Here is a 25,503-nt window from a genome sequence, read left to right as displayed (position 1 = left end):
GACGGTGACAAAAAGCGACACTAGCTCAGTTGGTAGAGCGCAACCTTGCCAAGGTTGAGGTCACGAGTTCGAACCTCGTGTGTCGCTCCAGTTTAATGGTCTGCATCGTACCTAACGGTGACACAATACGGACGCGGGGTGGAGCAGCTTGGTAGCTCGTCGGGCTCATAACCCGAAGGTCGTCGGTTCAAATCCGGCCCCCGCAACCAATTTCAAGTAGATTGGTTTGAGAGTTATTTCTCTCAGACTGTCTCCGGCTAGACTGTTTGGTGTAAACCGAACCTCCTCTGCCTATTCTCTCGTTGCTCTTTTCATAATGCTGCGAAGCATGATTCCCCAATACAGATTTTTTGTTCGCGTTTAGTTACGTCGAATGCTTTATCTTGTGTGTAAAACATGAAAGTTTTTGCCAGCTCTGAGAATACTGGGCACACAGGCAGATCTCTCCCCATCCGTGCACAGACTTATCCACATTTTTCTTCCTGTGGATAAGTTAGTTGATAAAGTGTATTCAGCCTGATGATTAGTGAGGCGAAAAATGATCTTTTCGTTCTGCGGCGTAGTTCAAAATTACACAAAACCAAATTAAATCATTGTTATTTAAGTGTTTTTTGTGATTTTGTGTGTGGGTGGTTTACCAAGCAAGGATCATTAGTTTGTTTTTTATTGATCCTAGTCATTTCATTAGATTGTGTTTAACTTTTTTTTAGCCCGCTAATTTTCCGGTATCCCGTTCTTTTTTCCACATTTCAGAATTGAGAACAAGGTCATGAATTATTGATGTTAATGACTTTTCAATTGCTTGCATATCTTCTACCTGCTAGGCATCTCGCGGCAGGCCTTTTTCAACGATTCGGATAAGGCGTTGATTTTTGGCTGCAATGGTGTCAACTCCGGGTATAGATGCTTGATTCATGAGCTGTGTCACCGCCCAGTCAATGTGAATATCCAGTAACTGACTCTGGCCGTGGCGAGATTGAAGGGCATCCAGAGCCCGCTGGCTGTATGGGGCGTTGCCCAGCGCGACGGCAATGTTTCTCAGCCATTGAATATGACCGATACGACGAATAGCAGAGCCTTCCATTTTTTTGAGGAAAGTGGCCTCATCCCATAAAAACATATCGACTAAATCTGGATGGGTAAAACTGTCTCGACGGTGAAAGTCCGCTTGCTCACTCACTGGTGCGTTGCGGTTCCAGGGGCAGACCAGTTGGCAATCATCACAACCATAGATGCGATTTCCGATTGGTTTACGGAACTCTTCAGGAATCACGCCGTCGAATTCGATGGTCAGGTAGGAGATGCACCGGCGTGCATCAACGACTTTATCGGCGACAATCGCTTGGGTAGGGCAGATGGTAATGCAAGCGGTGCATTTGCCACACTGGTCAGTACTCGGTTGATCAATCGGTAAGGGGATATCCACCAGAAGCTCCCCGAGGAAAAACCAGGAGCCACATTCTTTATCCAGAATCAGTGAATGTTTGCCTGTCCAGCCAAGCCCGGCGTTTTGTGCAAGTGGGCGCTCGAGTATCGGCGCTGAATCGACAAAAGGGCGAAAACTGAGCTGTCCGGCCGCTTGTTCGATTTTTTGTCCCAACTTGTTGAGCTGTTTGCGGACTAACTTATGGTAGTCGCGTCCTAAAGCATAGCGGCTGATATAGCCATGATGTTTGTTCTCAAGGTTAGAAGCGAACTGAGCTTGTGGAGGCAGGTAGTCCATTCTGACACTGATAACGCGCAGGGTGCCGGGCAGCAATTCTGCTGGTCGGGCCCGCATCATTCCGTGACGGGCCATCCAGTCCATCGAACCGTGGTAGCCCGCATCAAGCCACTGTTGCAGGGTGGTTTCGTGCTCGTTCAGATCAACATCGCAGATACCGACTTTCTGAAAGCCAAGCTCCTGGCCCCAAATTTTGATTTGTTGAGCGAGTTGTTCGTAGTTCATGCGGTCTACCATTAGCGAAAATGGGGGCGGATCTTAACGGATCTTATATCAAGGTGCTACTACTAAGTGAGGCTGAGTTGTTGGCTATGCTGCATTTGTTATGGAGATGCACCTCCGGTGGTTATGCGCATAACCTCAGTAATGACTGGCTAGTGGCGGCGACTTTTTTCGCATATATGACATTAGAGCGCTTGTCTCTCAAAACCAACACAGTTTACTATTCCTGTCCTTTTGATTTTTATATAGTCAACGAGCATTAGTTAGAGAAGCATCAATGAGCACGAAACAGTTTATTTTACAGGATGAGCAACAAACCGTCGCATTAGGCAGTGTACTCGCTCAGCTTTGTTTTCAGCAAACCACCATCTATCTGCATGGCGATCTAGGTGCAGGTAAAACGACGTTTAGCCGTGGTTTTGTCCGTGCTCTTGGCCATCAGGGCAATGTAAAAAGCCCGACTTATACGTTGGTCGAACCATATCAACTCGAACAGTGGCAGGTGTACCATTTTGACTTATACCGCCTGGCCGATCCTGAAGAGTTAGAGTTTATGGGGATCCGTGACTATTTTACTCCTGATGCAATTTGTTTGGTCGAGTGGCCAGAGAAGGGGCAGGGACTGCTACCACAACCTGACCTGGATGTTGAAATTCGTTATCAGGGCCAACAGCGAGTGGCTGAGGTAACGGCAAATAATGATTATGGTCTGCAGTTACTCAGTAAATTGGAGTTATGTTGAGTTTATTGAATTTTAGAGCGGTGGTTGTATGGGCAGCCGCTTTTCTCTTGCTGTTCCCCAACCTGGCGCTGGCAAATGTGGTGAAGAGCTTTCGAGTGTGGCCCTCTCCCGATGAAACGCGCGTTGTTATTGATTTAGCTGCGCAAGCCGATTACTCCTATTTCTCATTATCCGGCCCTGATCGTTTGGTGGTGGATCTTAAAAAAACCACCATGCAAGCCAAGTTACCGCTTCCGGTTTCAGACAGTCCGGTTTTAAAGCGCATTCGTAAAAGTACCCCGCCGGAAAGTGGCACTTATCGTCTGGTTTTTGAGTTGAAGAAAAGTGCCCGTGCTAATATTTTTACCCTGAATCCAACTCCGGGGGGGCGATACGGCCATCGTTTAGTCATTGATCTGCCCCATAGTGCTCAAGCCACCCAAACATCAAGCCAGCCGGCTAAAACCAGCAAGGACATGCGTTCAGTACCGCGTGCCCGGGATACCCTGATCGTTATTGATCCCGGCCACGGCGGAGAGGATCCTGGCTCGGTCGGCCCGACTCGCAAATACGAGAAAAATGCCACTCTGAGTATTTCACGTAAGCTGGCCGCGCAGTTAAATGCGATTCCTGGGGTTAAAGCCAGACTGACCCGCAGTGGCGACTATTTTGTCAACCTGAACCGTCGTGTGGCGATCGCGCGCGAGAATGACGCGCATTTGCTGATTTCAATCCATGCGGATGCCTTCACTTCGCCCAAGCCCCGTGGCGCTTCGGTGTTTGTGTTGAACACCCGCAGAGCCAATACCGAGATATCCCGTTGGGTCGAGGATCACGAGAAGCAGTCGGAACTGCTTGGGGGCTCTGGAACCGCTTTTGCCAGCAACATTAATGACCGCAACGTTAACCAGACCCTGCTTGATCTGCAGTTCAGCCACTCACAAAAAGAGGGCTACAAGCTGGCTAACAATATCCTGAGTGAGATGGGGAAAGTGGCCCACTTACACAACACCAAACCGATCAATACTAGTTTGGCGGTGCTGCGTTCACCACAGATCCCGTCGGTGTTGGTCGAGACCGGTTTTATCTCCAATCCTACTGAAGAGCGTTTACTGTTCCAGCGTGCTCACCAGGACAAACTGGCACGTTCGATCTCAAAAGCCGTGTTGCAATATCTGCAAGACAATCCGCCGGAAGGTACCGTGTTCTCGCCTGGTGCCGAACCAGTGGTGCATACCGTTAAACGCGGAGAATCTTTGTCGGTGATAGCTGGTAAGTATCACACCAGCACCAAGGCGATCATGTCGGCCAACAAGTTGAAGTCGAGCGGGCTGGCGATAGGGCAGAAACTGACTATTCCGGGCCGGGGACAAGCGCTGCAGATTTCCGAACAGCTGAATACGGTAGAGACTGAAACCATTACTCATAAGGTTAAGTCGGGAGAGTTTTTAGGTAAGATTGCCAGCCATTACAAAGTCAGCATTGCTGATATCCGGCGTGAGAATAACCTTAAGTCTGACACCTTATGGGTCGGGCAGAAGTTGAAAATCACAGTAGCATTAAAAGATAAGCCAATTCGCAAGCACAAGGTCGCGCGGGGCGAGTATCTGGGTAAAATTGCCAACCAGTACGGCGTTAGCGTATCCAGTATCCGTAAGGCGAACAACTTACGCTCTGACGAGTTGGCGGTTGGTCAGGTTTTGATCATTCCTAACAAGTAACTGAGCGTGGTGACGCTGATGAGCATAAAAATACTGCCAGCCCGGTTAGCCAACCAGATTGCCGCTGGTGAGGTTGTAGAGCGACCCGCTTCGGTGGTTAAAGAGTTGGTGGAAAACAGCATTGATTCCGGTGCGACCCGGATTGATATTGAAATCGAGAAAGGCGGCGCCAAACTGATCCGCGTACGGGATAACGGTAAAGGCATTATCAAAGATGAGTTAGGCCTGGCACTGAGCCGGCATGCGACCTCAAAAATCCACACTTTAGATGATCTTGAAGCGATCATGAGTTTGGGCTTCCGCGGTGAAGCACTGGCGAGTATCAGTTCCGTGTCGCGCCTGACCCTGACTTCACGCCCTGCAGCACAAGAGCAGGCCTGGAGTGCCTATTCAGAAGGGCGGGACATGCAGGTGAAGCTGCAACCGGCCGCCCACCCGATTGGCACCACGGTCGAAGTACTGGATCTGTTTTTCAATACACCGGCCCGGCGTAAGTTTCTCCGCACCGAAAAAACCGAATTTACACACATTGATGAGTTACTCAAACGCATTGCGCTGAGCCGTTTTGATGTCACGATTAATCTGCGTCACAACGGTAAAACACTGCGTCAGTACCGGGCGGCGAAAAACCAGCCGCAGATTGAAAAACGTATTGCTGCAGTGTGCGGCAATGCATTTGTTCGCCACATGCTCCGTATCGAGCTGGAGCATAACGGACTCAAACTGCAGGGGTGGATCACCACGCCAGAGGGCGCCCGTCAGCAAAGCGATCTGCAATATTGTTACGTGAACGGGCGCATGATGCGTGACAAGCTGATTAACCATGCGATTCGCCAAAGCTACGAAACCAGCCTGAAGCCAGAGCAGTTTGCCGCGTATGTGTTGTTTATCGAAATTGATCCGCACCAGGTGGATGTCAATGTTCATCCGGCGAAACATGAGGTGCGTTTTCATCAGGCGCGTCTGGTGCACGATTTTATTTATCAGGCACTGGCGGACGCACTGGCCCAGAGTTGTGTGATCGAACAGCCGCAAGTCAATGCGTCGGCTTTTCACCACCGTGAACCAGCGAAAAAAAAACAGACCGATGCTGAGCCGCGCACACCGCCTGGCGTTCCTGAGCGGGTGTATCAAGCGGTGGAGAAAGCGCCGGCCTATCCGGGAAGGGCGGATTATCAGCCGGAGCCGGCTGGGGAACATTCGGTTCGCGAGGCGCGGATCAGTCAGCGTCAGGAGTGGACAGAGTCACGCCCCGCAGCGAAAAATAGTGCACAGCAAGAGCGCTATGCCGAGTCGCCACCAAGCAAGCAACAAGTTAAAGCGTACCATGAGTTGCTGCAGACGCCGGATTTTCCGGCCGGTCAAACGCAGCCTGCCCATGCAGGGCCACGCAAGGCGGGTGAGCAGCTTTTGCCTGGTGTGGCGGCTCTGGGTAAAGCGTTGGTGGTGATTCATGAGCAGTATGTGCTGATGAGCAGTGACTGCGGTGCGGCGATGGTTTCTTTGCCAAGAGCGGAATTTTATCGTACTCAAGGCCAGTTGACGCCTGAGCAAGAGGCGCTGAAGACCCAACCTTTATTGGTGCCTTTGTCACTCAAGCTTGAGTCTGGCCAGATCCGGTTTGCTGAAGAATATCAGGCCACATTTTCCCGTTTGGGGCTGCAGTTTAAAGCGCGTCAGGACAAAGCACTGATGGTTATGGGCGTGCCTGCCCCGCTGCGTCAACAAAACTTACAAAATTTAGTTCCAGATCTGTTATCTTACGCACAAACCTGCTTAGAAAGAGACGAGGGGCCTGCGCGGTTGCTAACGGAGCTGATCGACTGGCTGGCGTTGAAGGTGACGGCGGTTAAAAGCCACTACACTCTTTCTGAAGCCATTCAAATTATTGCGGAACTTGAACAGCTCAGACACGGACAATTGCCATTAGATGATCCCCATTTTGTCTCGGCTGTTGATTTCTCAGCTTCGATTGCCAAGTTAGAACCATGACAGATAAATTACCTTTGGCTCTTTTTTTAATGGGCCCTACCGCATCCGGAAAAACCGAGTTAGCGATTCGCCTGCGCCAACACTACCCGGTAGAAATCATCAGCGTGGATTCTGCGTTGATCTACCAGGGGATGGATATCGGTACCGCGAAGCCGGATGCACGTGAACTCAGCTTAGCGCCGCATCGTTTGATCGATATTCTTGATCCGAGTGAATCTTACTCGGCGGCCGATTTTAGGCGTGATGCGCTAGAGGCCATGGAACAAATCGTGGCACAAGGCAAAATTCCCCTGTTAGTCGGGGGGACAATGTTGTATTACAAAGCGTTACTGGAAGGTTTATCACCTCTTCCCGCTGCAAATCCTGAAATTCGTCATCAAATTGAGCAAGAAGCATTGACGAAAGGTTGGTCAGTGTTGCACGATGAACTCAAAGAGATTGATCCTGTGTCAGCGGCGAGAATCCACCCCAACGATCCTCAACGGTTATCGAGAGCGTTGGAAGTTTATCGTATTTCAGGTAAAACTCTTACTGAACTAACCCAGACCAAAGGCGAGAGCCTGCCGTACCGGGTTAAGCAATTTGCTATCGCCCCCAAGGATAGGGCTGAGCTCCACCGTCGGATTGAGTTGCGCTTTGAAAAAATGATGGAGGGTGGTTTTGAAGATGAGATGAAAGTGCTGTTTGCACGTTCAGATCTTCATCCGGATCTTCCTTCCATTCGCTGCGTGGGCTACCGACAAATGTGGGAGTATTTAGACGGGGAGTGCACACGGGATGAAGCGGTTTTCCGCGGCATTTGTGCGACTCGTCAATTGGCCAAGCGACAAATCACCTGGTTACGCAGCTGGGATGATTTAACTTGGTTAGATAGCGATAACATTGATCAAGCGTTTGAAACCATGTCAGAAGCGATAGCATCTGACTGAGTTAGCTGTGTATAATGTGATCGTTTTTGCGTGAACGCACTCTGAATGGAACCGTTTGTGGCGGTTTGTGTTCATAACTGCTACTAACTTAGAGTGCTTTTTTATTCGTTTAGCTCAGATGCAGAAGCAGTACCTTTTGCATTGCACCACTAGCTAAATAACTACAACTACAAATTAAATAAGGAAAATAAAATGGCTAAGGGGCAATCTCTACAAGACCCATTTCTAAACGCACTGCGCCGTGAGCGCATCCCTGTTTCTATCTACCTTGTGAACGGCATTAAGCTACAAGGCCAGATCGAGTCATTCGATCAGTTTGTGATCTTGCTGAAAAACACCGTAAACCAAATGGTTTACAAGCACGCAATTTCGACCGTTGTGCCTGCGCGTCCTGTTAGCCACCACAGCGGTGAACGAGCTCAATCTGAGCGTCCACAAGAGAAGTCTGAAGATTAAGTCTTCATTGGGTTTTCATACCATAAGGAGTTGATTGCTTGTTTGACCGTTATGAAGCCGGTGAGCGAGCCGTACTTGTTCATATCAACTTCACGCAAGAAGGTGAATGGGAAGATCTGGCTGAATTTCAGATGCTGGTCTCTTCCGCCGGGGTTGAGGCGCTGCAAGTCGTTACTGGCAGTCGTCAATCCCCGCACCCGAAATACTATGTCGGAGAGGGTAAGGCTCAAGAAATTGCTCAGGCAGTGCAATTGTCCGAAGCTGAGATTGTGATTTTTAATCACGCCCTCTCTCCTGCCCAAGAACGTAACCTCGAACAGCTGTGCAAATGTCGGGTTCTCGACCGCACTGGTCTTATTCTGGATATCTTTGCTCAGCGAGCACGAACTCACGAAGGTAAGCTACAGGTTGAGCTGGCTCAGCTTCGCCATCTTTCGACTCGACTGATTCGTGGTTGGACGCACCTGGAAAGGCAAAAAGGCGGGATCGGTTTACGCGGCCCGGGGGAAACCCAGCTGGAGACTGACCGACGTCTGTTGCGTGATCGAATCAAAGCTATCTTGCGCCGCTTAGACAAAGTGGCGAAACAGCGTGAGCAAGGCCGCCGAGCCCGCAGCCGAGCTGAAATTCCAACAATTTCGCTGGTTGGTTACACCAATGCGGGAAAATCGACGCTGTTCAACCGTATCACCGAAGCCGGTGTGTATGCGGCGGATCAGTTGTTTGCTACTCTTGACCCTACATTACGTAAAATAGAACTAGCAGACGTTGGCCCGGCTATCTTGGCCGATACGGTCGGATTTATCCGGCATTTGCCTCACGATTTGGTGGCCGCTTTTAAGGCAACCTTGCAGGAAACACAAGAAGCTGACATTTTGTTACATGTTGTAGATGCCAGTGATGAGCGTTTTCGTGAGAATATTCAAGCTGTCTATGATGTTCTAGAAGAGATCGATGCGCATGAAGTGCCGACTTTGGTGGTCATGAACAAGATCGACAATCTAGATGAGCAGAAACCCCGCATTGAGCGTGATGAGGAAGGCGTTCCCCGCGCGGTTTGGGTTTCTGCGATGGAAGGGGTGGGCATTGAGCTGCTGTTTGAGGCGCTGACCGAGCGTTTAGCGTCACAAATGGTAGAGCTGCAGTTGCGAATTCCTCCACAGTATCAGGGTCGATTCCGTAGTACGTTTTTTCAAATGAAATGTATTCAACGCGAGGAATATGACCAGGATGGTAACTTGTTGATCGATATTCGAATGCAGCAAGTAGATTGGTCTAGACTTGAAAAAAGAGAAGGGGCAGTTTTGACTGACTTTATAGTCACTTAAAGGACTGCTACAGTATAACGTCATATTTAATGATGGAGCTTTCTAATGGCGTGGAATGAGCCTGGAAATAACAACGGCAATAATGGCCGCGATAATGACCCTTGGGGTAATAATAATCGTGGTGGCCAGCGTCCTGGTGGCCGAGATCAAGGTCCGCCGGATTTAGATGAAGTGTTCAGTAAACTGAGTCAAAAGCTGGGTGGCAAGTTTGGTAAAAAAGGCGGCGGTGGTTCCCCTATCGGCGGCGGTGGTGCAATTGGCTTTGGTGTCATTGCTCTCATTGCGATTGCGGTATGGGTCTTTGCCGGCTTTTACACTATCGGCGAAGCGGAGCGTGGTGTCGTCCTGCGTCTGGGTAAATATGACCGTATTGTTGCCCCTGGCCTGAACTGGCGTCCTCGTTTTATTGATGAATATAAAGCGGTGAACGTGCAGGCGATTCAATCGCTACGTTCATCGGGTCTGATGCTGACTAAAGATGAAAACGTAGTAACCGTCGCGATGGACGTACAGTACCGTGTGGCAGACCCATACAAGTACCTGTTCCGCGTAACCAATGCTGACGACAGCTTACGTCAGGCGACTGATTCAGCGTTGCGTGCTGTCGTGGGTGATTCATTGATGGACAGCATTCTGACCAGTGGCCGTCAACAAATCCGCCAGAGCACGCAAGAGACACTGAACCAGATCATCGACAGCTATGATATGGGCCTGATGATTGTGGATGTGAACTTCCAGTCTGCACGTCCGCCTGAGCAGGTAAAAGATGCGTTTGATGACGCGATTGCGGCGCGTGAGGATGAGGAGCGTTTCGAACGTGAAGCGGAAGCTTACCGTAACGACATTCTTCCGAAAGCGACAGGTCGTGCTGAACGTCTGAAGAAAGAAGCATTGGGTTACTCTGAGCGCACCGTTAACGAAGCGTTAGGTCAGGTCGCTCAGTTTGAAAAACTGCTTCCTGAATACCAAGCAGCTCCAGAAGTCACACGTAACCGTCTATACCTAGATACGATGGAAGAAGTGTACTCAAGCACATCGAAAGTTCTGATTGATTCAGAATCAAGTGGCAACCTACTGTACTTGCCGATCGATAAGCTTGCTGGTGAAGGCCAAAATCAAACGAAACGTAAGACGAAGTCCTCTTCAGCTTACGATCAAATTGAGCTTGAGTCTCAGCAGACTGATACAACTTCAGACCCACAATCTCGTTCAACTGGTTCACGTCAAGGGAGATACTAAGAATGCGTAAGTTAATGATCCCTGTACTAGTGATCGCGTTGGCGACGATGCTGATGTCTCTGTTTGTTATTCAAGAAGGCGAGCGAGGCCTAGTGATCCGATTTGGTCGTGTCCTTGATGACAACGGTGTATCGAAGATCTATGAGCCTGGACTTCACTTCAAGATGCCTCTCTTTGACCGTGTGAAAACGCTAGATGCACGTATCCAGACCATGGATGGCCGTTCTGACCGTTTCGTAACGTCTGAGAAAAAAGATGTGATCATCGATACATACGTGAAATGGCGTATTGCTGATTTTGGTCGCTTCTACCTAACAACCGGTGGGGGCAATAGCTTAACAGCGGAAGCACTATTAGAGCGTAAAGTAACGGATGTGCTTCGTTCAGAAATCGGTGCTCGTGAAATCAAGCAAATCGTTTCTGGTCCACGTAATAAAGATGTGTTGCCAGACAGTGCTGATAGCGAAGAAGTTACCACTGAAGCGGCGAAAGAAGCGTTAGAGATTGATGGCGAACGCGATAAGATCATGGAAAACGTTCTGACAGGTACTCGCGATAGCGCGATGGCTGACTTAGGCGTGGAAATCGTTGATTTCCGGATGAAGAAGATCAACCTACCGGACGAAATCAGTGAATCGATCTACCGCCGTATGCGTGCTGAGCGTGAGTCGGTGGCCCGTAAGCACCGTTCACAAGGCCGAGAGAAAGCCGAGGTGATTCGTGCGCAAGCTGAGCTTGAAGTGGCGACTGTGCTAGCGGAAGCAGATAAAACAGCACGTGTAACACGTGGTGACGCAGATGCAACAGCCGCGAAGATTTACTCAGACGCTTACAACAAAGATTCTGAGTTCTTCAGCTTCTTGCGTTCACTTAAGGCGTATGAGAAATCATTCAGTTCGAAGAGTGATATCTTGGTTCTGGATCCGAAGAGTGACTTCTTCCAGTACATGAACAACTCGCAAGGTGCGCAAGCAGAATAGCGTCAGGTTATGGTGCATAATTCGTCAAAAAGGCTCCATTCGGAGCCTTTTTTATCTTTTTTTTGATCGGTTACGTGGCTGTTCTACCCATCTGGATAAGTCGGTGTTCAGATAATTGCGCAGGAAAAATCGCTTAGAACAAGGCGTAGATTTCGGTTAATCAGTTATTCTCATGACCAAACCTGCAGCACAGTTATCAGTGATTTTAACCGGCAATCATGATCAGACACTTAGGTAGATTGGTCTTAACTCACCATCAGGACGATCACGCTGCCCGCCACCACTAGGCAGCCACCAATTCGCCTGAGATCGTTGTTGGGTTGTTGACTTAATTGCGCCACCATCTTGCGCCAGCCATTGGGAGCCACCAGTGGGCCGATGCCTTCCACAATTAACACCAGGCCGATCGCCAACCATATCGAATTTGACATCGTTATTCCTAATCTCAGTCCAGTTTAGAAAGTTAAATATTATCAGCGATATGACGAGATAGAAATGGCGACGATTGTTGAAATCATCTTTCCAGATCGTTTCTGTGACTAAAAAATGACTGCAAGAAACGCGATTCGGTGCTAGAATCCATTTTTAACTAGCAATCAGACTTGGAAAGATGGGAAATAACGTAGTCGTTCTAGGCACCCAGTGGGGTGACGAAGGTAAAGGTAAAATCGTTGACCTTTTGACTGAAGATGCAAAATACGTGGTACGCTACCAAGGCGGTCACAATGCAGGTCACACTCTTGTAATTGACGGTGAAAAAACCGTTCTTCACTTAATTCCATCAGGTATCCTTCGCGATAACGTAAAATGTGTTATCGGTAACGGTGTAGTACTATCGCCTGAAGCTCTACTTAAAGAAATGAAACCTCTTGAAGAGCGCGGTATTCCAGTACGCGAGCGTCTTTTCATTTCTGAAGCATGTCCGCTAATTCTTCCTTACCACGTGGCAATGGACCAAGCTCGCGAAATCGCTCGCGGTAAAAAAGCTATCGGTACAACTGGCCGTGGTATCGGTCCTGCATACGAAGATAAAGTTGCTCGTCGCGGTCTGCGCGTTGGTGACCTATTCGATATGGAAGCGTTCGCCGAGAAGCTAAAAGAAGTCATGGAGTTCCATAACTTCCAACTAGTTAACTTCTACAAAGCTGAGCCAGTAAGCTACGAAGAAGTCCTTGAGCAAGCTAAAGGCTACGCTGAGCTACTGACTTCAATGGTTATCGACGTTACTGACGAACTAGACGCAGCACGCAAGCGCGGCGACAAGATCATGTTCGAAGGTGCGCAAGGTACTCTACTTGATATCGACCACGGTACTTACCCGTACGTAACTTCTTCTAACACCACAGCTGGTGGTGTGGCAGCAGGTTCTGGTTTCGGGCCTCGTCACATCGGTTACATCCTGGGTATTGCCAAAGCTTACTGTACTCGCGTTGGTGCAGGCCCATTCCCGACAGAGCTGTACGACGGTCTGGACAAGCAAGATCCAGTTGGTAAGCACCTGGGTGAAGTTGGTCACGAGTTCGGCGCAACAACTGGCCGTCTACGTCGTACCGGTTGGTTTGATGCGGTTGCGATGCGTCGTGCCATCCAAATCAACTCTGTATCTGGTTTCTGTCTGACTAAACTGGACGTTCTAGATGGCCTTAAAGAGCTGAAAATCTGTACTGGTTACAAGATGGAAGATGGCTCTGTACTGGAAGTTTCGCCAATGGCGGCTGAAGCATTCGAAAAAGCTACGCCTATCTACGAAACCATGCCAGGCTGGTCTGAAAATACATTTGGTGCCAAGTCACTAGAAGACCTGCCGCAAGCTGCTCTAAACTACATTAAACGTATTGAAGAGCTGACCGGCGTACCAGTCGACATCATCTCAACTGGTCCTGACCGTAACGAAACCATCATTAAGGTTCACCCATTCGAAGCTTAATTGGTACGCGTTAGAGATTGTAAAAGCCGACCTTAGGGTCGGCTTTTTTGTACCTGTCAGTTGGACAGGCCGGCAAAAATGGACTCGCTATGGCAAGTTGTTGCCGTTAAGCTTACCCCAGAGGCAAAAATTGTCTAAAGCTTAGCTGTTGTTTGCCGATAAGTTTATCAAGCAGAGGAGATCCTTGAGCGATCTTTGGTTTCTCAGATACCTTAAAGAGTACGTTTATGAAGTTACGAACAGTGACTGCTTCACTGTTACTGATGTTAGCCACTACAACAGCGCAGGCGAATGTCGCTGATGTGGGGGCGCCAGTTCCTATCTACACCGAAGCAGAACTGATAAAGCTTATTGAACAGAATAAGCACTTACAACGTGTGCGCGCTGATAACTGCCAGCTGGTAGAGGATATCGTTGCTCGTGCGACTCGGATCAACTTGCCCGCTTACGAGTTTCTTTATGGCGATATGCTTGCATGGGGGGTCTGTGTCGAGCAGGATGTGGAACTGGGGCTCTATTATATGGAAAATGCCGCGCATCAAGGCCTGCCAGCAGCGCTTGAGCAGATTGGCCGCTATTATTCGCGGGGGACCTTAGTGCAGCAAGATAAAGAGCGTGCGATCCCATACCTGCGAGAAGCCGCCTCAATGGGTAACCTCAATGCGCGTATTCACCTTGCTGAGTTACTGCTGCGTGATTACGGCAGCCCATTAGATTACGAAGACGCCTACCGCTGGTTGTATAATTCGGTCACGGCTGATCAGCGCCAGCACAAGCGGATAGCGATTTTACGCCAGGGCTTAGAGCTGCGCATGCCGCAAAATATCATTGCCCGTGCCAAGCGGCGTGATACCTTCTGGTAACTGCTGCGACGGAAAACGAGTAACTTCATCCACCAAAGCCCACTTTTTGTGGGCTTTGGTGTATTCCCAATAAGCACATCATTAGCTATCGAAGCGACGTTCGGAATACTTGCTGTCCCGCCAGGTATGACTGAAACATGCATTTGGATATGTATTTTTATTCAGAAAAGTTTTACGCTCTTGCTCTCAGAGAGGATAGTGACATGCAGTTGACCAGTTTTACCGATTACGGATTGAGAACCTTGATTTTCTTGGCTTCACTGCCGAAAGAAGAGCTGACCAGCATCACTGAGGTGACGGCGTTATTCGGGGTTTCGCGTAATCACATGGTAAAAGTCATCAACCGCCTCGGCCAGTTGGGCTATGTGCACACGGTGCGTGGTAAAAATGGCGGGATCCGCTTAATGCAATCTCCTGATACGATCAGCGTTGGTAGCGTGGTGCGTGATTTGGAACCTCTGGAGTTGGTCAATTGTGCTGTCGACTTTTGTCACATCACCCCCGCCTGTCGTCTAAAAGAGAAACTGGCCGCGGCAAAACAGGCGTTTCTGGCCGAATTAGACAGTTGCACGATTGCAGATTTACTCAGTGACAATCATGAATTGCTGATCCTGCTTACGCGTCTGGCGTAATTCTTTTTCAAAGCATTTCTGTAGCTTATTAAGAGACTCAGATATACTAGCCCTATACCTTCCTTGCTAGACAGGCGTGCCTATGTCAGACAATATGCCAAACGACCCTTTCGCTGAACGAGAATCGAAAAATTACGAAAATCCCATCCCGAGCCGAGAATACATTTTAGAGTTTCTTGAGCAAGCCGGCGTACCAATGAATCGCAACGATATCTTTGAAGCCTTGAAGCTGGATGGCGAGGATCAGTATGAAGGTTTACGTCGCCGTTTACGGGCGATGGAACGCGACGGGCAGCTGGTGTTTACCCGCCGTCAGTGTTATGCACTGCCAGACAAACTGGAGATGGTTAAAGGGTATGTGATTGGCCACAAAGACGGCCATGGCTGGGTACGTCCCGACGGCAGTGTAGGCAAGGATGATGATATTTTGCTGCCTCATCACCAGATGCGCACTCTGATCCATGGCGATTATGTCCTGGTTCAACCTACCGATAACAGCAAACGTGGCCGGCGTGAAGGACGCTTGGTGCGGATACTGGAAGAGCGCAATAGCCAAATTGTTGGCCGCTTCTTCTTTGAGTATGGCTATTCTTACGTGGTGCCGGATGATTCACGCATCAGTCAGGATATTCTGATCCCGAACGAACACAAAGCCGGTGCCCGCATGGGCAACGTGGTGGTGATCGACATCACCGACCGCGGTTCACGCTCGCGCGGTATGATGGGACAGGTGACCGAAGTGCTTGGGGAAAATATGGCCCCGGGTATGGAAACCCAGATCGCCATTCGCACCCACCAGATCCCGCACGAATGGCCAGAAACCGTTGAGCAGCAGATCGCCCATCTCGGCGAGGAAGTACCGGAAGAGGCGAAGGCCGGCCGGGTCGACCTGCGTGAGTTGCCATTGGTCACTATTGATGGTGAAGATGCGCGTGACTTTGATGATGCGGTCTATTGTGAGAAGCAGCCGGGCGGCGGCTGGCGTTTATGGGTGGCGATTGCTGATGTCAGCTATTACGTACGCCCAGACTCTGCGCTGGATAAGGAAGCGATTGTCCGCGGAAACTCGGTCTATTTCCCTTCTCAGGTGGTACCGATGTTGCCAGAGGTGCTGTCGAACGGCCTGTGCTCTCTTAACCCGCAAGTGGATCGCTTATGTATGGTATGTGAAATGACCATTTCGGAAAGCGGGAAATTATCCGGTTATAAGCACTATGAAGCGGTCATGAACTCCCACGCGCGCCTGACGTACAACAAAGTCAGTGCGATCCTCGACGGTGATGAGGAACTGCGGACGCGCTACCAGAAGCTGGTCGGGCATCTCGAAGAACTGCATAAGATGTATAAAGTGCTGAAACAGGCGCGTGACCATCGCGGGGCAATTGAATTTGAAACCGTAGAAACCAAGTTTATTTTCAACGCCGAACGCAAGATTGAAAGCATTGAGCCAGTAGAACGTAATGATGCACACAAGATCATCGAAGAGTGTATGATCCTGGCTAATATTGCTTCGGCCTCGCTGGTGGAAAAAGCCAAAGAGCCGGCGTTGTACCGCATTCATGAATCGCCGGGTGAGCTGCGCTTACAGGGCTTCCGTGATTTCCTCGGTGAGCTTGGCCTTGATCTGAAGGGGGGCCTGGAGCCATCACCGACCGACTACGCCGATTTGGCCCGCCAGATCATGGGACGCCCGGATCAGGAGCTGATCCAGACCATGTTGCTGCGTTCAATGAAGCAGGCGGTTTACAGTGCCGATAACGCCGGCCACTTTGGTCTGGCGCTCAAGCGCTATGCTCACTTTACCTCGCCAATCCGCCGTTATCCGGATTTGCTCCTTCACCGGGCGCTCAAGTACCTGATTGCCAAAGAGCAGGGGCGCAACCAAGATCGCTGGACGCCGACCGGCGGCTACCATTACTCATTTGATGACATGGATTTTTATGGTGAGCAGTGTTCGATGACTGAGCGCCGCGCGGATGATGCGACCCGTGAAGTGGCCGACTGGCTGAAGTGTGAATATATGCAGGATCATGTCGGGGCGGAACTTGATGGCGTGATTGCTAATGTCACCGGGTTTGGCTTCTTTGTTCGCCTGACCGAGCTGCATATTGACGGACTGGTGCATATTTCCACCCTGGCCAATGATTACTACCAATTTGATCCGATCGGTCAACGCCTTATCGGTGAAAGCTTCGGGAATATCTATCGTCTGGGTGATGCGGTAAAAGTCAAAGTGCTGGCGGTGAACCTGGATGATAAACAAATTGACTTTGAATTGATCGAAACAAGTCGTAAGCTACGCGGCAAAGGCAAAACGGCCAAGAAGCGTGCGGCGGAAGCTAAAGCGAAAGCCAAAGAGAAAAAGCGTGCCGCGAGCAAAGGCGGTTCGCGCGCGATGCCGGTGATTGAGCCGGCCAAACGTCCGGAGCCGGCAGGTGAGTCTCAACGCCAGGGCGGCGACGTTCCGCGTGGTGACTCTGCGGCGAGCAAAAAGCCGAAAGTGAAAAAAGCACGTAAGAAAAAGCCTCATAGCAAACCGAAGAAGACCAAGCGCAGCAAGAAAACTGATGCTTGAGCTATGAGTGAACAACACAACAGGTTAAATCATGAGTAACGAATTTATTTACGGCATTCACGCAGTGAAAGCTGTCTTGGAGCGTGAACCCGAGCGCTTTATTGAAGCCTACGTACTGAAAGGTCGCCAAGACGATCGTTTGATGCCAATCCTGAACGAGTTGCAGATGATCGGTGTGTCGATCCAGCAAATGGCTCGCAAGACTTTGGATGACAAGGCTTGCGGGGCTAACCATCAGGGGATCATTGCCCGGGTTAAGCCAGCGAAACAGTTGAATGAAAATGATCTGGACGCCATCTTAGCTCAGCATGACGCGCCGTTACTGTTGGTACTGGATGGTGTGACCGACCCACACAACTTGGGGGCGTGCTTACGCAATGCCGATGCCGCCGGGGTTGCAGCAGTGATCGTACCGAAAGATAAATCAGCACCGATGAATGCCACGGTAAGCAAAGTCGCCTGTGGGGCCGCTGAAACGGTTCCACTAGTACGCGTGACCAACCTGGCCCGTACTATGCGCACGCTGCAGGAGCAGGGGATCTGGTTTGTCGGCACCGCTGGTGAAGCGACCCATGATATCTACCAGGCTAAGCTTACTGGCCCGTTAGCGGTTGTTATGGGCGCGGAAGGGGATGGTATGCGCCGCCTGACCCGTGAAACTTGTGATGACCTGATCAAGATCCCGATGGCTGGTAGCGTCTCAAGCCTGAACGTATCGGTCGCTTCCGGGATTTGCCTGTTTGAAGCGGTTCGTCAGCGTTTGGCGGCAAAGTAACGGTAGTATCAGCCTGGTCGGCCCGATAGATCAGGTTTTGGCCTCATTCAATAAATACACAGGATGGGCAACCATCCTGTGTCAGTTAGGGACGTTATGACTCAACAAGACATTAAGTTGATTGCATTTGATCTTGACGGCACGCTGTTAGATAGTGTGCCGGATCTGGCGGTAGCCGCTGATCTGGCGGTACAGGCACTGGGCTTCGCGCCGGTTAGTGAAACACAAGTCCGGGATTATGTCGGCAATGGTGCCGACGTTTTGATAGGTCGGGCTTTGAGCCAGGATATGACGATTGATCCCGAATTGAGTGACACGCTGCGTGGTGAGGCACGCGCGCTGTTTGATCAGTACTATCAACAAGGTGGGCACCAGCGCAGCCACCTTTACCCGGCGGTCAAAGAGACGCTGGCTGAGCTGCAGCAAGGCGGGTTTACCATGGCTCTGGTTACCAATAAACCGTCAAAGTTTGTGCCGGAAATCCTCAAACAACATGGGATTGAACATTACTTTGTTGACGTACTGGGCGGGGACGCATTTGCAGAGAAAAAGCCCAATCCGGTGGCCTTGAACTGGTTGATGGACAAACATGGTGTCAAGGCGGGTGAGCTGTTGATGGTCGGGGACTCGAAAAACGACATTCTGGCGGCGAAAAATGCGGGGTGCCGTTCGTTTGGCCTGACGTATGGTTACAATCACGGCGAGCCGATCGCGGCGTCTGCGCCGGATTTTGTCGCTGACAGTATCGCTGATTTGGTCGGTGTGGTCGCGGTTTCGGCCTAGTGGCAACAAAAGATCTTCCAAAATATTCACTAATGAGTACACTGAGCAAACCGTGCACAAAACAGCTGCGCGGTTTTTCATTTATTTAGATTAAGAAGTCAAAGGAATCATTCTAATGAGCAAACCCATCGTATTGAGTGGTGTTCAACCGTCAGGTGAACTAAGTATCGGCAACTACTTGGGTGCTCTACGTCAATGGCAGCAGATGCAAGACGATTATGATTGCCAATACTGTGTGGTTGACCTTCATGCAATTACGGTTCGTCAGGATCCTAAAGCGCTGCATGAAGCGACACTTGACGCACTGGCAATTTGTCTGGCAGTTGGTGTTGATCCGAAAAAGAGCACGCTATTTGTTCAGTCACATGTACCAGAGCATGCTCAGCTTGGTTGGCTTCTTAACTGTTATACCCAGATGGGTGAGCTGAGCCGGATGACTCAGTTTAAAGATAAGTCTGCCCGTTACTCGAACGACAGTTCCAGCCAGTTTGGTGACGTCAACGTAGGCCTGTTCGATTACCCGGTGCTAATGGCGGCTGATATTCTGCTTTACGGTGCACACCAGGTACCAGTGGGCAGCGATCAAAAGCAGCACCTGGAGCTGGCACGTGATATCGCCACGCGTTTCAATAATATCTACTCGCCAGAGCAGCCAATTTTCACCGTTCCAGAGCCGTACATTCCGACGGTTAACGCCCGTGTGATGAGCTTGCAGGATGCGACCAAGAAGATGTCGAAATCGGATGATAACCGTAAGAACGTGATCACCTTGCTGGAAGAGCCTAAGTCGATCATCAAGAAGATCAATAAAGCCCAGACGGACACCGAAACACCACCGCGTATCGCTCATGATTGGGACAACAAGGCCGGAATCTCCAACCTGATGGGGCTATACTCGGCGGCAACCGGTATGAACTTTGAAGAAATCGAGGCGAAGTACCAAGGGATGGAAATGTACGGTCCATTCAAGAAGGACGTTGGTGAAGCGCTGGTGGCGATGCTTGAGCCGATTCAGTCTGAGTTCCACCGTATCCGTGCCGATCGCGCGTACATGGATGCGGTGATGCGTGAAGGGGCGGAAAAAGCCTCGGCACGGGCAGCAGAAACCCTGAAGAAAGCTTACCATGCTGTGGGTTTTGTTGGTCGTCCCTAATCAAACTTAAAATTAAAATTCTGAAAAGCGTCACCATTGGTGGCGCTTTTTTATACCTATTGGAAAGGGGTGTCTTTCTTGCAGCGCTGCATATCGTAGTACTCTACGCGTCCTCGCTGGCCCAAAAATACCGACTTCACCACCAAGCCATGAGCGACATAGTCAGTCAGTTCGACACAAGATATGGCATAACTCAGCTCTTTGATTTTGGCCGTTTCCCAGTAATAACCTGGCCCAGGCAGCCGGCAGTGAAAGTAATTAACCCATCCTCACTGACTTCAAGTTCTTCATACTTATTGAGTTCAGTTTGAGCGGTTTTGACGTAGTGTTGTTCGGTCGCGTACGGTTCGATTGGCTGGCTTGAGGTTAATTGGCAACCGCTCATTAATAGAGCGGATAAGGCGAAGAGGGGAGTGGGTTTCATGATGATTCCTGTTTTTTACCGCAAGAGAAACCGATGAGCTATGTTCTCTGATTGAATTGTTGTTGGAAATGAATAAGAGCACACTTGATTGATTATGTAAATGGTTGCATTTTGGGTTGTAAAGAATGCTGGCCGAAGTGGGGGAAACTATTTGCCGTAACGGGACTTGATAATGAGTCACTATTTGCTGTGAGTTATATCACCAGCGTTTTAAAATTCGTGATCAAATAAGGTGACGAGGCTGAAGGTAATAAAATATCAATAGTGTTAATGAAGGCTTGCTGGCCAGTAAAATACATCATCACATACTCGGTTAAATAAACTTGTGTCTCAAATATCATATTTACTGATAGAAAACTGAGTAATGGCTCTAGTTTCTAAATAAACGCACAATTGTTATTTGTGTTAATAATGATATTTGTTGAATGTATAAATCCGATCATAATAATCACCTCATAAATGTGAAACATTTCTCACTTAACATGCTAGGCACTTTTCTTTTTTGCATTAAAAAGAGACATTTATCAGGCTAAGAAATGAATCAAGTTGAACTGTGACCAATATCACTATCGGTAGGGTCATGTGGCTTTTTGCGCTCAAAATTTACCGGTTAAACACTCACTCGCGATTGGTGAAATAAACGCTCGGGCTCTGTTCAACATATAGAATCACATTCTATTTAAAATATAACAGATAAGGAAATAGGCAATGCTTAAAAGAAATGCAGTGGCTATAGCGATGGCTTCGTTATTTATGGCGACAGCAGCCAATGCCGCGGCCATATACGAAGATGAAAACGGAGATTTTCTCAAGCTGTATGGTGAAGTGGGTGTCGGTGGACATATCGGGGCAAATTACGACTACGGTGAATTTTATACCGATGAAAAAAGCTATATTGATGACTCATTTGCCACCATGGGCATCAAAGGTAAGCGCGATAAGATGCACTACCGTTTGGAGCTGGATTACGAGCGTGAGAACTGGAAAGGCGGTTCCGGTGATTTGATTCTGAGCATCGATAAATTGTTTGTCGGCTATGACGTATTAGACAACCACTATATTGAGGTTGGCCTGACAGATACCGCATTTGATGATTACGATAAGTGGGGCGATTACACGTTTGATACCACGGTTGAAACCGGTGAAGCCGGTGACCAGGATATGACGGTGAAATACGAAGGTCGTTTCCTGGATGTGATTAAAGCCGGCACTTCGTACACCTATGGCGGTAAATCCTCTTCTGGCGCGGAGCTGGGCGATATCGTTAACGGCTATATCGGTTACTTTGGCGACAGCCTGTCAGCGGTGATCGGCCTGGAAGGTCGCGGCGGCTCCGATGGTGATTCGAAATATGGTGAACAACGCCTGATCGGTTTTGGTATGCGTTATGCGGTTAATGACACTATCCACTTGGGTTTGAATGCTTTCTATGAAGAGGAAGACATCGGCTCTTGCACAGTAAAAACCAGCGCCGAAAACAACCCTGCCTCCGACAAAGACATTGTGATTTGTAATGATTACCAAACCCAGGAAAACCAGGGCGCTTTGGTGTCGGCCAAGTACATCTTGTCTAAGCAGTGGGAATTAGTGGGTTCATACAACTACGAAGAGTACGAAAAGTGGGATCCTCAGAGCGAGGTGTGGGACACCAAGCAACACAGCTGGGGCACCAACCGCACATGGGGTACTTTGGGCGTGAACTACAAGCCGACCAGCTCAAGCATTATCGCACTTGAAATGAACGCCGGTGACGCAGCACAAGATGCTTACGCTTACGCACGTGTGTACTTCTAATCCACAAGAGAGAGATTTTCCATGAACAAAAAAATGACCCTGCTCGCGGGTGCGATTAGTAGTGTACTAAGCGGCGCGGCACTGGCAGACATCAATAACATTATTATTTCTGAGTATGTTGAAGGCGGCGTAAGCAATTACGCTACTAACAGCGCGATTGAAATCACTAACACCGGTATCACTGACTTCACGTTCAACGGTGATTACGCACTGTACTTTAGCAGCTACAAGAACAAAGTGGTGCTGCCTGATGGCAGTACGCCAGTGCTAGATGGTGTGACCGTACCGGCCAATGGTTCAATCGTGATCATCAACTCTGACGCTACTGACAGTTTACAGAGTGCGATCAGCGACAATGGCATCACCCCGATCATCGCGGGCAGCTTCAGTCAAGTAAAATACAATGCATTGAACTTTAACGGTGGTGAAGCGGTTTGGATTGCGAAAAGCGCCGATGCCGACGACATCCATGACATTATTGGCAAAAACAGTGATAACTGGGGAGCTAATGTTACTTACCGCCGTACCAATGATACGTTAACGCCTTCTGCTGAGTTCAATAGCAAAGGCTGGGTTGAGCATCCGGTGGATACCTACGACGATTTGGGTAAACCAACATTTGAAGAGCCGCCACTTAGCACCACTCCTTGTACCGACGCGGAAGGCCTTTCAACCAAATACATTGGTGAGGTTCAGGGTACGGGCTACTCTTCGCCGCTGATTGCCGAAGGGCAATATGAATCTGAAGATGAGTACTTAGTGCGTGGTACAGTCAGTGCAATTGGCACGAGTTTGGTTAAAGGTTTCTACCTGTACGATGACAATGCTGACGGTGAGGTTCGTAGTTCAGACGGTATCTTTGTTAAAACCAGTGGTGAGGTTGCCGAGTCGATGATTGGCCAGCAAGTGTGTGTGCGGGCAAAAGTCAAAGAAGATTACGGCATGACCACACTGATCCCAACCAATAATATCTGGGAAGTCGAAAACACTTCTCAAGTAGCGCCTACACCTGTGGAGCTAGTGCGCATCGATAGCGATGATGAAAACTTCCGTTCGACGCTAGAGCGCCTGGAAGGCATGCCGGTGAAGTTGGTTAAAGACATGGATGCCGCCGAAGAGGGCGAGCAAAACATGCGTGTCTCGCGCTCGTTCAGCTTTGACTACAGCAGCTACCGTAACAACATGGTGCTGGCGTATAAACGTCCGAACCCACAGCCAAACCAGGATCACGTTGCCGGCAGTGACGAGTCTTATGCACAAAGTGCTGAGAACAAAGACTTCCGTATCTTCGTCGACAGCGATGCGAAAGCGCCAAATGGCCAGATCCCTTACTACCCGGACTTCTTCGCGGATCCGAAGAACAACTACATCCGCATCAATGATACGGTCACCGGCCTGGAAGGGGTACTGCACTACTCACATAAAGAGTTCCGCCTGATCCCGACCAACAACGTGGATAAAAACGCCTTTACCCATAATACCGACCGGACCAAAGCACCAGAAATTAATGAGACCAACGACGCCTACCCGGCGACAGACTCATTCAGCATTAAGGTGGCAACGCAGAACGTACTCAACTACTTCAACTCTCCTTTCGGTGGCTCGGATAACAGCTTCGGTGACAACCGTGGTGCAGAGTCCCAGCAAGAGTTTGAGCGTCAGCAGGCGAAGATTGTGGAAGCGATCTACGGCCTGGATGCAGACATCGTTGGCTTGATGGAAGTGGAAAACAACGGTTTCGGTGACTTCAGTGCGATCAATGAGCTACTGGCGGCGATTAATGCCAAGTACTACGACGAAGATTATGGCGATCGTAACAAACAGAACTCGATCCACAACCGTTATGTCTTTGTTGGCTTCGACAAAAACGGTGATACGATCTTAGATGATCAAGACACCGTCGGCTCAGATGCGATCACCACCGGTATCATTTACCGTCCATCCAAGGTGTCGGTCATCAACGGTAAAGTGATCCCGATGCCAGCGCAGCACGCGCCGATGATCGTGGATGAAAATGGTACACCGCTACTGGACAAGAAAGGTGAGCTGCTTGAAAGTGGTGATAACTACCAGCGCAATACCGTTGCGGCGACTTTCCAGGTTCTCAATACTGGTAAACGTTTGACGGTCGCGGTTAACCACCTGAAATCAAAAGGCTCTACCTGCTGGGACGATTTTGAAGGCACCAAAGCGGTGGATAATGACTTCCAGGGCTCATGTGAAAACTTCCGCGTAGCTGCGGCCTACCACCTGGGTGAAGAGTTGGCGAAGATCGGCGGGGACCGCGTGGTACTCGGTGATATGAACTCGTATGCCAAAGAAGACCCGATGCTGGTGTTGACCTCAAACCCGACCGGCAAAGAGCTCAAGGCCGCCGGCTATACCTTTATTGGGAAGCAGCCACAGTTTGGTCCTGAGGGCAAAGTGATCACCAAGACCTACGGCTACCTCAATGCGGTGGATCATATGACTGCCGAGGGCGAAACATCGTGGAGTTACTCGTACAATGATGAAGTCGGCTCTCTGGATCACCTGTTGCTTTCAGGATCGCTAGAGAAGCGTCTGGTGGATGCGGTTGACTGGCATATTAACGCCCCGGAATCGACTCTGTACGATTACAACAACCGTTACAAGGGTGGGGATGAAAATGAGCCAAACCCATTCTACGCACAGGATCCATACCGTTCATCGGATCACGACTCAGCTCTGGTTGCTCTGGGCTACAAGTACGGCGAAGCGGGTGAAGGTCTGGTGACGATTGCGACTAAGAGCGGCCGTGCTGACATCGGTTTTGCACTACCGGAAACCGCGCTGGAAGGTGATATCGCCAGCCTGTCTATCTCACCGCAGCCGGCAACAGCGCCAGCGTTTTCACAAGAGACGCTGAGTAAAGACGGTGCTCAGCTGGTGAAGTTTGATGCGGCGAAGCTGCCTGTCGGCAAGTACAAGCTGACCATGACACTGAAACGTGGAGAAGGTGAAGTGGTGAGCAGCAAGACAATGGAAGTGAGCCTGGTCAAGCGTGACTCGAGTAACGTTAAACCGGTCTACCCTGAAAAAGACGGTAGTGGTGGTTCGTTCGGCTTTGGCGCATTGCTAGCGCTGTTGGGCCTTGGCGCGTTCCGTCGCTGTCGATAATTGCCCTATCTGTGTAAAGACTCAAGGCCAGCGTATGCTGGCCTTTTTATTGCGCAAACACTTGCCTTTCTGGCCTGGTATAGCAAAATACCGCCTTCAATGGCGACAAACGTGCGCATTGTTAACTG

Annotated in this window: 20 protein-coding genes and 2 tRNA genes; 19 read left to right on the top strand and 3 right to left on the bottom strand. The window is 49.6% G+C overall.

Annotated features, from left to right (window positions below):
- The first annotated feature begins 14 nt into the window (after window positions 1-14).
- Window positions 15-90 (top strand) — tRNA-Gly (locus P2G85_RS13635).
- A 42-nt stretch (window positions 91-132) separates the two neighbouring features.
- Window positions 133-209 (top strand) — tRNA-Met (locus tag P2G85_RS13630).
- A 611-nt stretch (window positions 210-820) separates the two neighbouring features.
- On the opposite strand, the gene queG is transcribed toward P2G85_RS13630, so the two are convergent.
- Window positions 821-1,948, bottom strand: a complete 1,128-nt coding sequence (gene queG, locus P2G85_RS13625; protein WP_275864631.1) for a tRNA epoxyqueuosine(34) reductase QueG — start codon at window positions 1,946-1,948, stop codon at window positions 821-823.
- Between the two features lie 274 nt (window positions 1,949-2,222).
- Here queG and tsaE point away from each other — a divergent pair, with 274 nt between their 5' ends.
- The 8 genes from tsaE to hflC all read left to right on the top strand — a co-directional run bounded on the left by tsaE (window position 2,223) and on the right by hflC (window position 11,311).
- Window positions 2,223-2,687: a tRNA (adenosine(37)-N6)-threonylcarbamoyltransferase complex ATPase subunit type 1 TsaE gene (gene tsaE, locus P2G85_RS13620; RefSeq protein WP_275864630.1), complete on the top strand. Its 465-nt coding sequence runs from the start codon at window positions 2,223-2,225 to the stop codon at window positions 2,685-2,687.
- On the top strand, window positions 2,681-4,387 hold the full coding sequence (locus P2G85_RS13615; protein WP_275864629.1) for a LysM peptidoglycan-binding domain-containing protein: 1,707 nt from the start codon (window positions 2,681-2,683) through the stop codon (window positions 4,385-4,387). Before tsaE ends, P2G85_RS13615 begins: the two co-directional genes overlap by 7 nt.
- Window positions 4,388-4,405: 18 nt before the next feature.
- Complete coding sequence (mutL, locus tag P2G85_RS13610) at window positions 4,406-6,379, top strand: DNA mismatch repair endonuclease MutL (protein ID WP_275864628.1); 1,974 nt, start codon at window positions 4,406-4,408, stop codon at window positions 6,377-6,379.
- The gene (miaA, locus tag P2G85_RS13605; protein ID WP_275864627.1) at window positions 6,376-7,308 is read left to right on the top strand and encodes a tRNA (adenosine(37)-N6)-dimethylallyltransferase MiaA; all 933 of its coding nucleotides are present in this window, start codon (window positions 6,376-6,378) and stop codon (window positions 7,306-7,308) included. The genes mutL and miaA overlap by 4 nt, the downstream gene beginning before the upstream one ends.
- Before the next feature lie 192 nt (window positions 7,309-7,500).
- The gene (gene hfq, locus P2G85_RS13600) at window positions 7,501-7,764 is read left to right on the top strand and encodes an RNA chaperone Hfq (protein WP_275864626.1); all 264 of its coding nucleotides are present in this window, start codon (window positions 7,501-7,503) and stop codon (window positions 7,762-7,764) included.
- Between the two features lie 38 nt (window positions 7,765-7,802).
- Entirely contained in the window at window positions 7,803-9,092 is a 1,290-nt protein-coding gene (gene hflX / locus P2G85_RS13595; RefSeq protein WP_275864625.1) for a ribosome rescue GTPase HflX, read from the top strand.
- Window positions 9,093-9,137: 45 nt separating this feature from the next.
- Window positions 9,138-10,331: an FtsH protease activity modulator HflK gene (gene hflK / locus P2G85_RS13590; protein WP_275864624.1), complete on the top strand. Its 1,194-nt coding sequence runs from the start codon at window positions 9,138-9,140 to the stop codon at window positions 10,329-10,331.
- A 2-nt stretch (window positions 10,332-10,333) separates the two neighbouring features.
- Entirely contained in the window at window positions 10,334-11,311 is a 978-nt protein-coding gene (hflC, locus tag P2G85_RS13585) for a protease modulator HflC (protein WP_275864623.1), read from the top strand.
- Window positions 11,312-11,556: 245 nt separating this feature from the next.
- Here hflC and P2G85_RS13580 read toward each other — a convergent pair whose 3' ends face one another.
- Window positions 11,557-11,742, bottom strand: a complete 186-nt coding sequence (locus P2G85_RS13580) for a DUF2065 domain-containing protein (protein WP_275864622.1) — start codon at window positions 11,740-11,742, stop codon at window positions 11,557-11,559.
- Window positions 11,743-11,921: 179 nt separating this feature from the next.
- Between P2G85_RS13580 and P2G85_RS13575 the strand changes: the two genes are divergently transcribed.
- The 7 genes from P2G85_RS13575 to trpS all read left to right on the top strand — a co-directional run bounded on the left by P2G85_RS13575 (window position 11,922) and on the right by trpS (window position 20,019).
- Window positions 11,922-13,238, top strand: coding sequence for an adenylosuccinate synthase (locus P2G85_RS13575; RefSeq protein WP_275864621.1), 1,317 nt, complete (start codon window positions 11,922-11,924; stop codon window positions 13,236-13,238).
- A 227-nt stretch (window positions 13,239-13,465) separates the two neighbouring features.
- Window positions 13,466-14,101 (top strand): tetratricopeptide repeat protein, encoded by a 636-nt coding sequence (locus P2G85_RS13570; protein ID WP_275864620.1) that lies wholly within the window; start codon window positions 13,466-13,468, stop codon window positions 14,099-14,101.
- A gap of 203 nt (window positions 14,102-14,304) precedes the next feature.
- Window positions 14,305-14,733 carry a nitric oxide-sensing transcriptional repressor NsrR gene (gene nsrR / locus P2G85_RS13565; protein ID WP_275864619.1) on the top strand — a complete coding sequence of 143 codons (429 nt, stop codon included), beginning with the start codon at window positions 14,305-14,307 and terminating at the stop codon, window positions 14,731-14,733.
- An 82-nt stretch (window positions 14,734-14,815) separates the two neighbouring features.
- Window positions 14,816-17,308 (top strand): ribonuclease R, encoded by a 2,493-nt coding sequence (gene rnr / locus P2G85_RS13560; RefSeq protein WP_275864618.1) that lies wholly within the window; start codon window positions 14,816-14,818, stop codon window positions 17,306-17,308.
- 31 nt (window positions 17,309-17,339) lie between these two features.
- Window positions 17,340-18,083: a 23S rRNA (guanosine(2251)-2'-O)-methyltransferase RlmB gene (gene rlmB / locus P2G85_RS13555; RefSeq protein ID WP_275864617.1), complete on the top strand. Its 744-nt coding sequence runs from the start codon at window positions 17,340-17,342 to the stop codon at window positions 18,081-18,083.
- Window positions 18,084-18,179: 96 nt separating this feature from the next.
- On the top strand, window positions 18,180-18,866 hold the full coding sequence (locus P2G85_RS13550) for a phosphoglycolate phosphatase (RefSeq protein WP_275864616.1): 687 nt from the start codon (window positions 18,180-18,182) through the stop codon (window positions 18,864-18,866).
- Between the two features lie 115 nt (window positions 18,867-18,981).
- Window positions 18,982-20,019: a tryptophan--tRNA ligase gene (gene trpS / locus P2G85_RS13545; RefSeq protein WP_275864615.1), complete on the top strand. Its 1,038-nt coding sequence runs from the start codon at window positions 18,982-18,984 to the stop codon at window positions 20,017-20,019.
- Between the two features lie 193 nt (window positions 20,020-20,212).
- Here trpS and P2G85_RS13540 read toward each other — a convergent pair whose 3' ends face one another.
- Window positions 20,213-20,443, bottom strand: a complete 231-nt coding sequence (locus tag P2G85_RS13540) for a hypothetical protein (RefSeq protein ID WP_275864614.1) — start codon at window positions 20,441-20,443, stop codon at window positions 20,213-20,215.
- A 708-nt stretch (window positions 20,444-21,151) separates the two neighbouring features.
- Between P2G85_RS13540 and P2G85_RS13535 the strand changes: the two genes are divergently transcribed.
- Window positions 21,152-22,237: a porin gene (locus tag P2G85_RS13535; RefSeq protein ID WP_275864613.1), complete on the top strand. Its 1,086-nt coding sequence runs from the start codon at window positions 21,152-21,154 to the stop codon at window positions 22,235-22,237.
- Between the two features lie 21 nt (window positions 22,238-22,258).
- Window positions 22,259-25,375, top strand: a complete 3,117-nt coding sequence (locus P2G85_RS13530; RefSeq protein ID WP_275864612.1) for an ExeM/NucH family extracellular endonuclease — start codon at window positions 22,259-22,261, stop codon at window positions 25,373-25,375.
- The last annotated feature ends 128 nt before the right edge of the window (window positions 25,376-25,503 follow it).

Source organism: Vibrio sp. CAU 1672 (assembly GCF_029223195.1).
Taxonomy (GTDB): Bacteria; Pseudomonadota; Gammaproteobacteria; order Enterobacterales; family Vibrionaceae; genus Vibrio.
The sequence above is the reverse complement of the archived record's forward strand: the minus strand, read 5'-3'. Positions and strand labels throughout refer to the sequence as shown.

What these genes read in the sequence shown, in the direction of transcription:
- P2G85_RS13570 (WP_275864620.1), top strand. Translation starts at nt 13,466, where the DNA reads ATGAAGTTACGAACAGTGACTGCTTCACTGTTACTGATGTTAGCCACT.
- P2G85_RS13535 (WP_275864613.1), top strand. Translation starts at nt 21,152, where the DNA reads ATGCTTAAAAGAAATGCAGTGGCTATAGCGATGGCTTCGTTATTTATG.
- hflK (WP_275864624.1), top strand. Translation starts at nt 9,138, where the DNA reads ATGGCGTGGAATGAGCCTGGAAATAACAACGGCAATAATGGCCGCGAT.
- trpS (WP_275864615.1), top strand. Translation starts at nt 18,982, where the DNA reads ATGAGCAAACCCATCGTATTGAGTGGTGTTCAACCGTCAGGTGAACTA.
- queG (WP_275864631.1), bottom strand. Translation starts at nt 1,948, where the DNA reads ATGAACTACGAACAACTCGCTCAACAAATCAAAATTTGGGGCCAGGAG.
- P2G85_RS13615 (WP_275864629.1), top strand. Translation starts at nt 2,681, where the DNA reads ATGTTGAGTTTATTGAATTTTAGAGCGGTGGTTGTATGGGCAGCCGCT.
- tsaE (WP_275864630.1), top strand. Translation starts at nt 2,223, where the DNA reads ATGAGCACGAAACAGTTTATTTTACAGGATGAGCAACAAACCGTCGCA.
- rnr (WP_275864618.1), top strand. Translation starts at nt 14,816, where the DNA reads ATGTCAGACAATATGCCAAACGACCCTTTCGCTGAACGAGAATCGAAA.
- mutL (WP_275864628.1), top strand. Translation starts at nt 4,406, where the DNA reads ATGAGCATAAAAATACTGCCAGCCCGGTTAGCCAACCAGATTGCCGCT.
- nsrR (WP_275864619.1), top strand. Translation starts at nt 14,305, where the DNA reads ATGCAGTTGACCAGTTTTACCGATTACGGATTGAGAACCTTGATTTTC.
- rlmB (WP_275864617.1), top strand. Translation starts at nt 17,340, where the DNA reads ATGAGTAACGAATTTATTTACGGCATTCACGCAGTGAAAGCTGTCTTG.
- miaA (WP_275864627.1), top strand. Translation starts at nt 6,376, where the DNA reads ATGACAGATAAATTACCTTTGGCTCTTTTTTTAATGGGCCCTACCGCA.
- hfq (WP_275864626.1), top strand. Translation starts at nt 7,501, where the DNA reads ATGGCTAAGGGGCAATCTCTACAAGACCCATTTCTAAACGCACTGCGC.
- P2G85_RS13530 (WP_275864612.1), top strand. Translation starts at nt 22,259, where the DNA reads ATGAACAAAAAAATGACCCTGCTCGCGGGTGCGATTAGTAGTGTACTA.
- P2G85_RS13580 (WP_275864622.1), bottom strand. Translation starts at nt 11,742, where the DNA reads ATGTCAAATTCGATATGGTTGGCGATCGGCCTGGTGTTAATTGTGGAA.
- P2G85_RS13540 (WP_275864614.1), bottom strand. Translation starts at nt 20,443, where the DNA reads ATGAAACCCACTCCCCTCTTCGCCTTATCCGCTCTATTAATGAGCGGT.
- P2G85_RS13550 (WP_275864616.1), top strand. Translation starts at nt 18,180, where the DNA reads ATGACTCAACAAGACATTAAGTTGATTGCATTTGATCTTGACGGCACG.
- hflC (WP_275864623.1), top strand. Translation starts at nt 10,334, where the DNA reads ATGCGTAAGTTAATGATCCCTGTACTAGTGATCGCGTTGGCGACGATG.
- P2G85_RS13575 (WP_275864621.1), top strand. Translation starts at nt 11,922, where the DNA reads ATGGGAAATAACGTAGTCGTTCTAGGCACCCAGTGGGGTGACGAAGGT.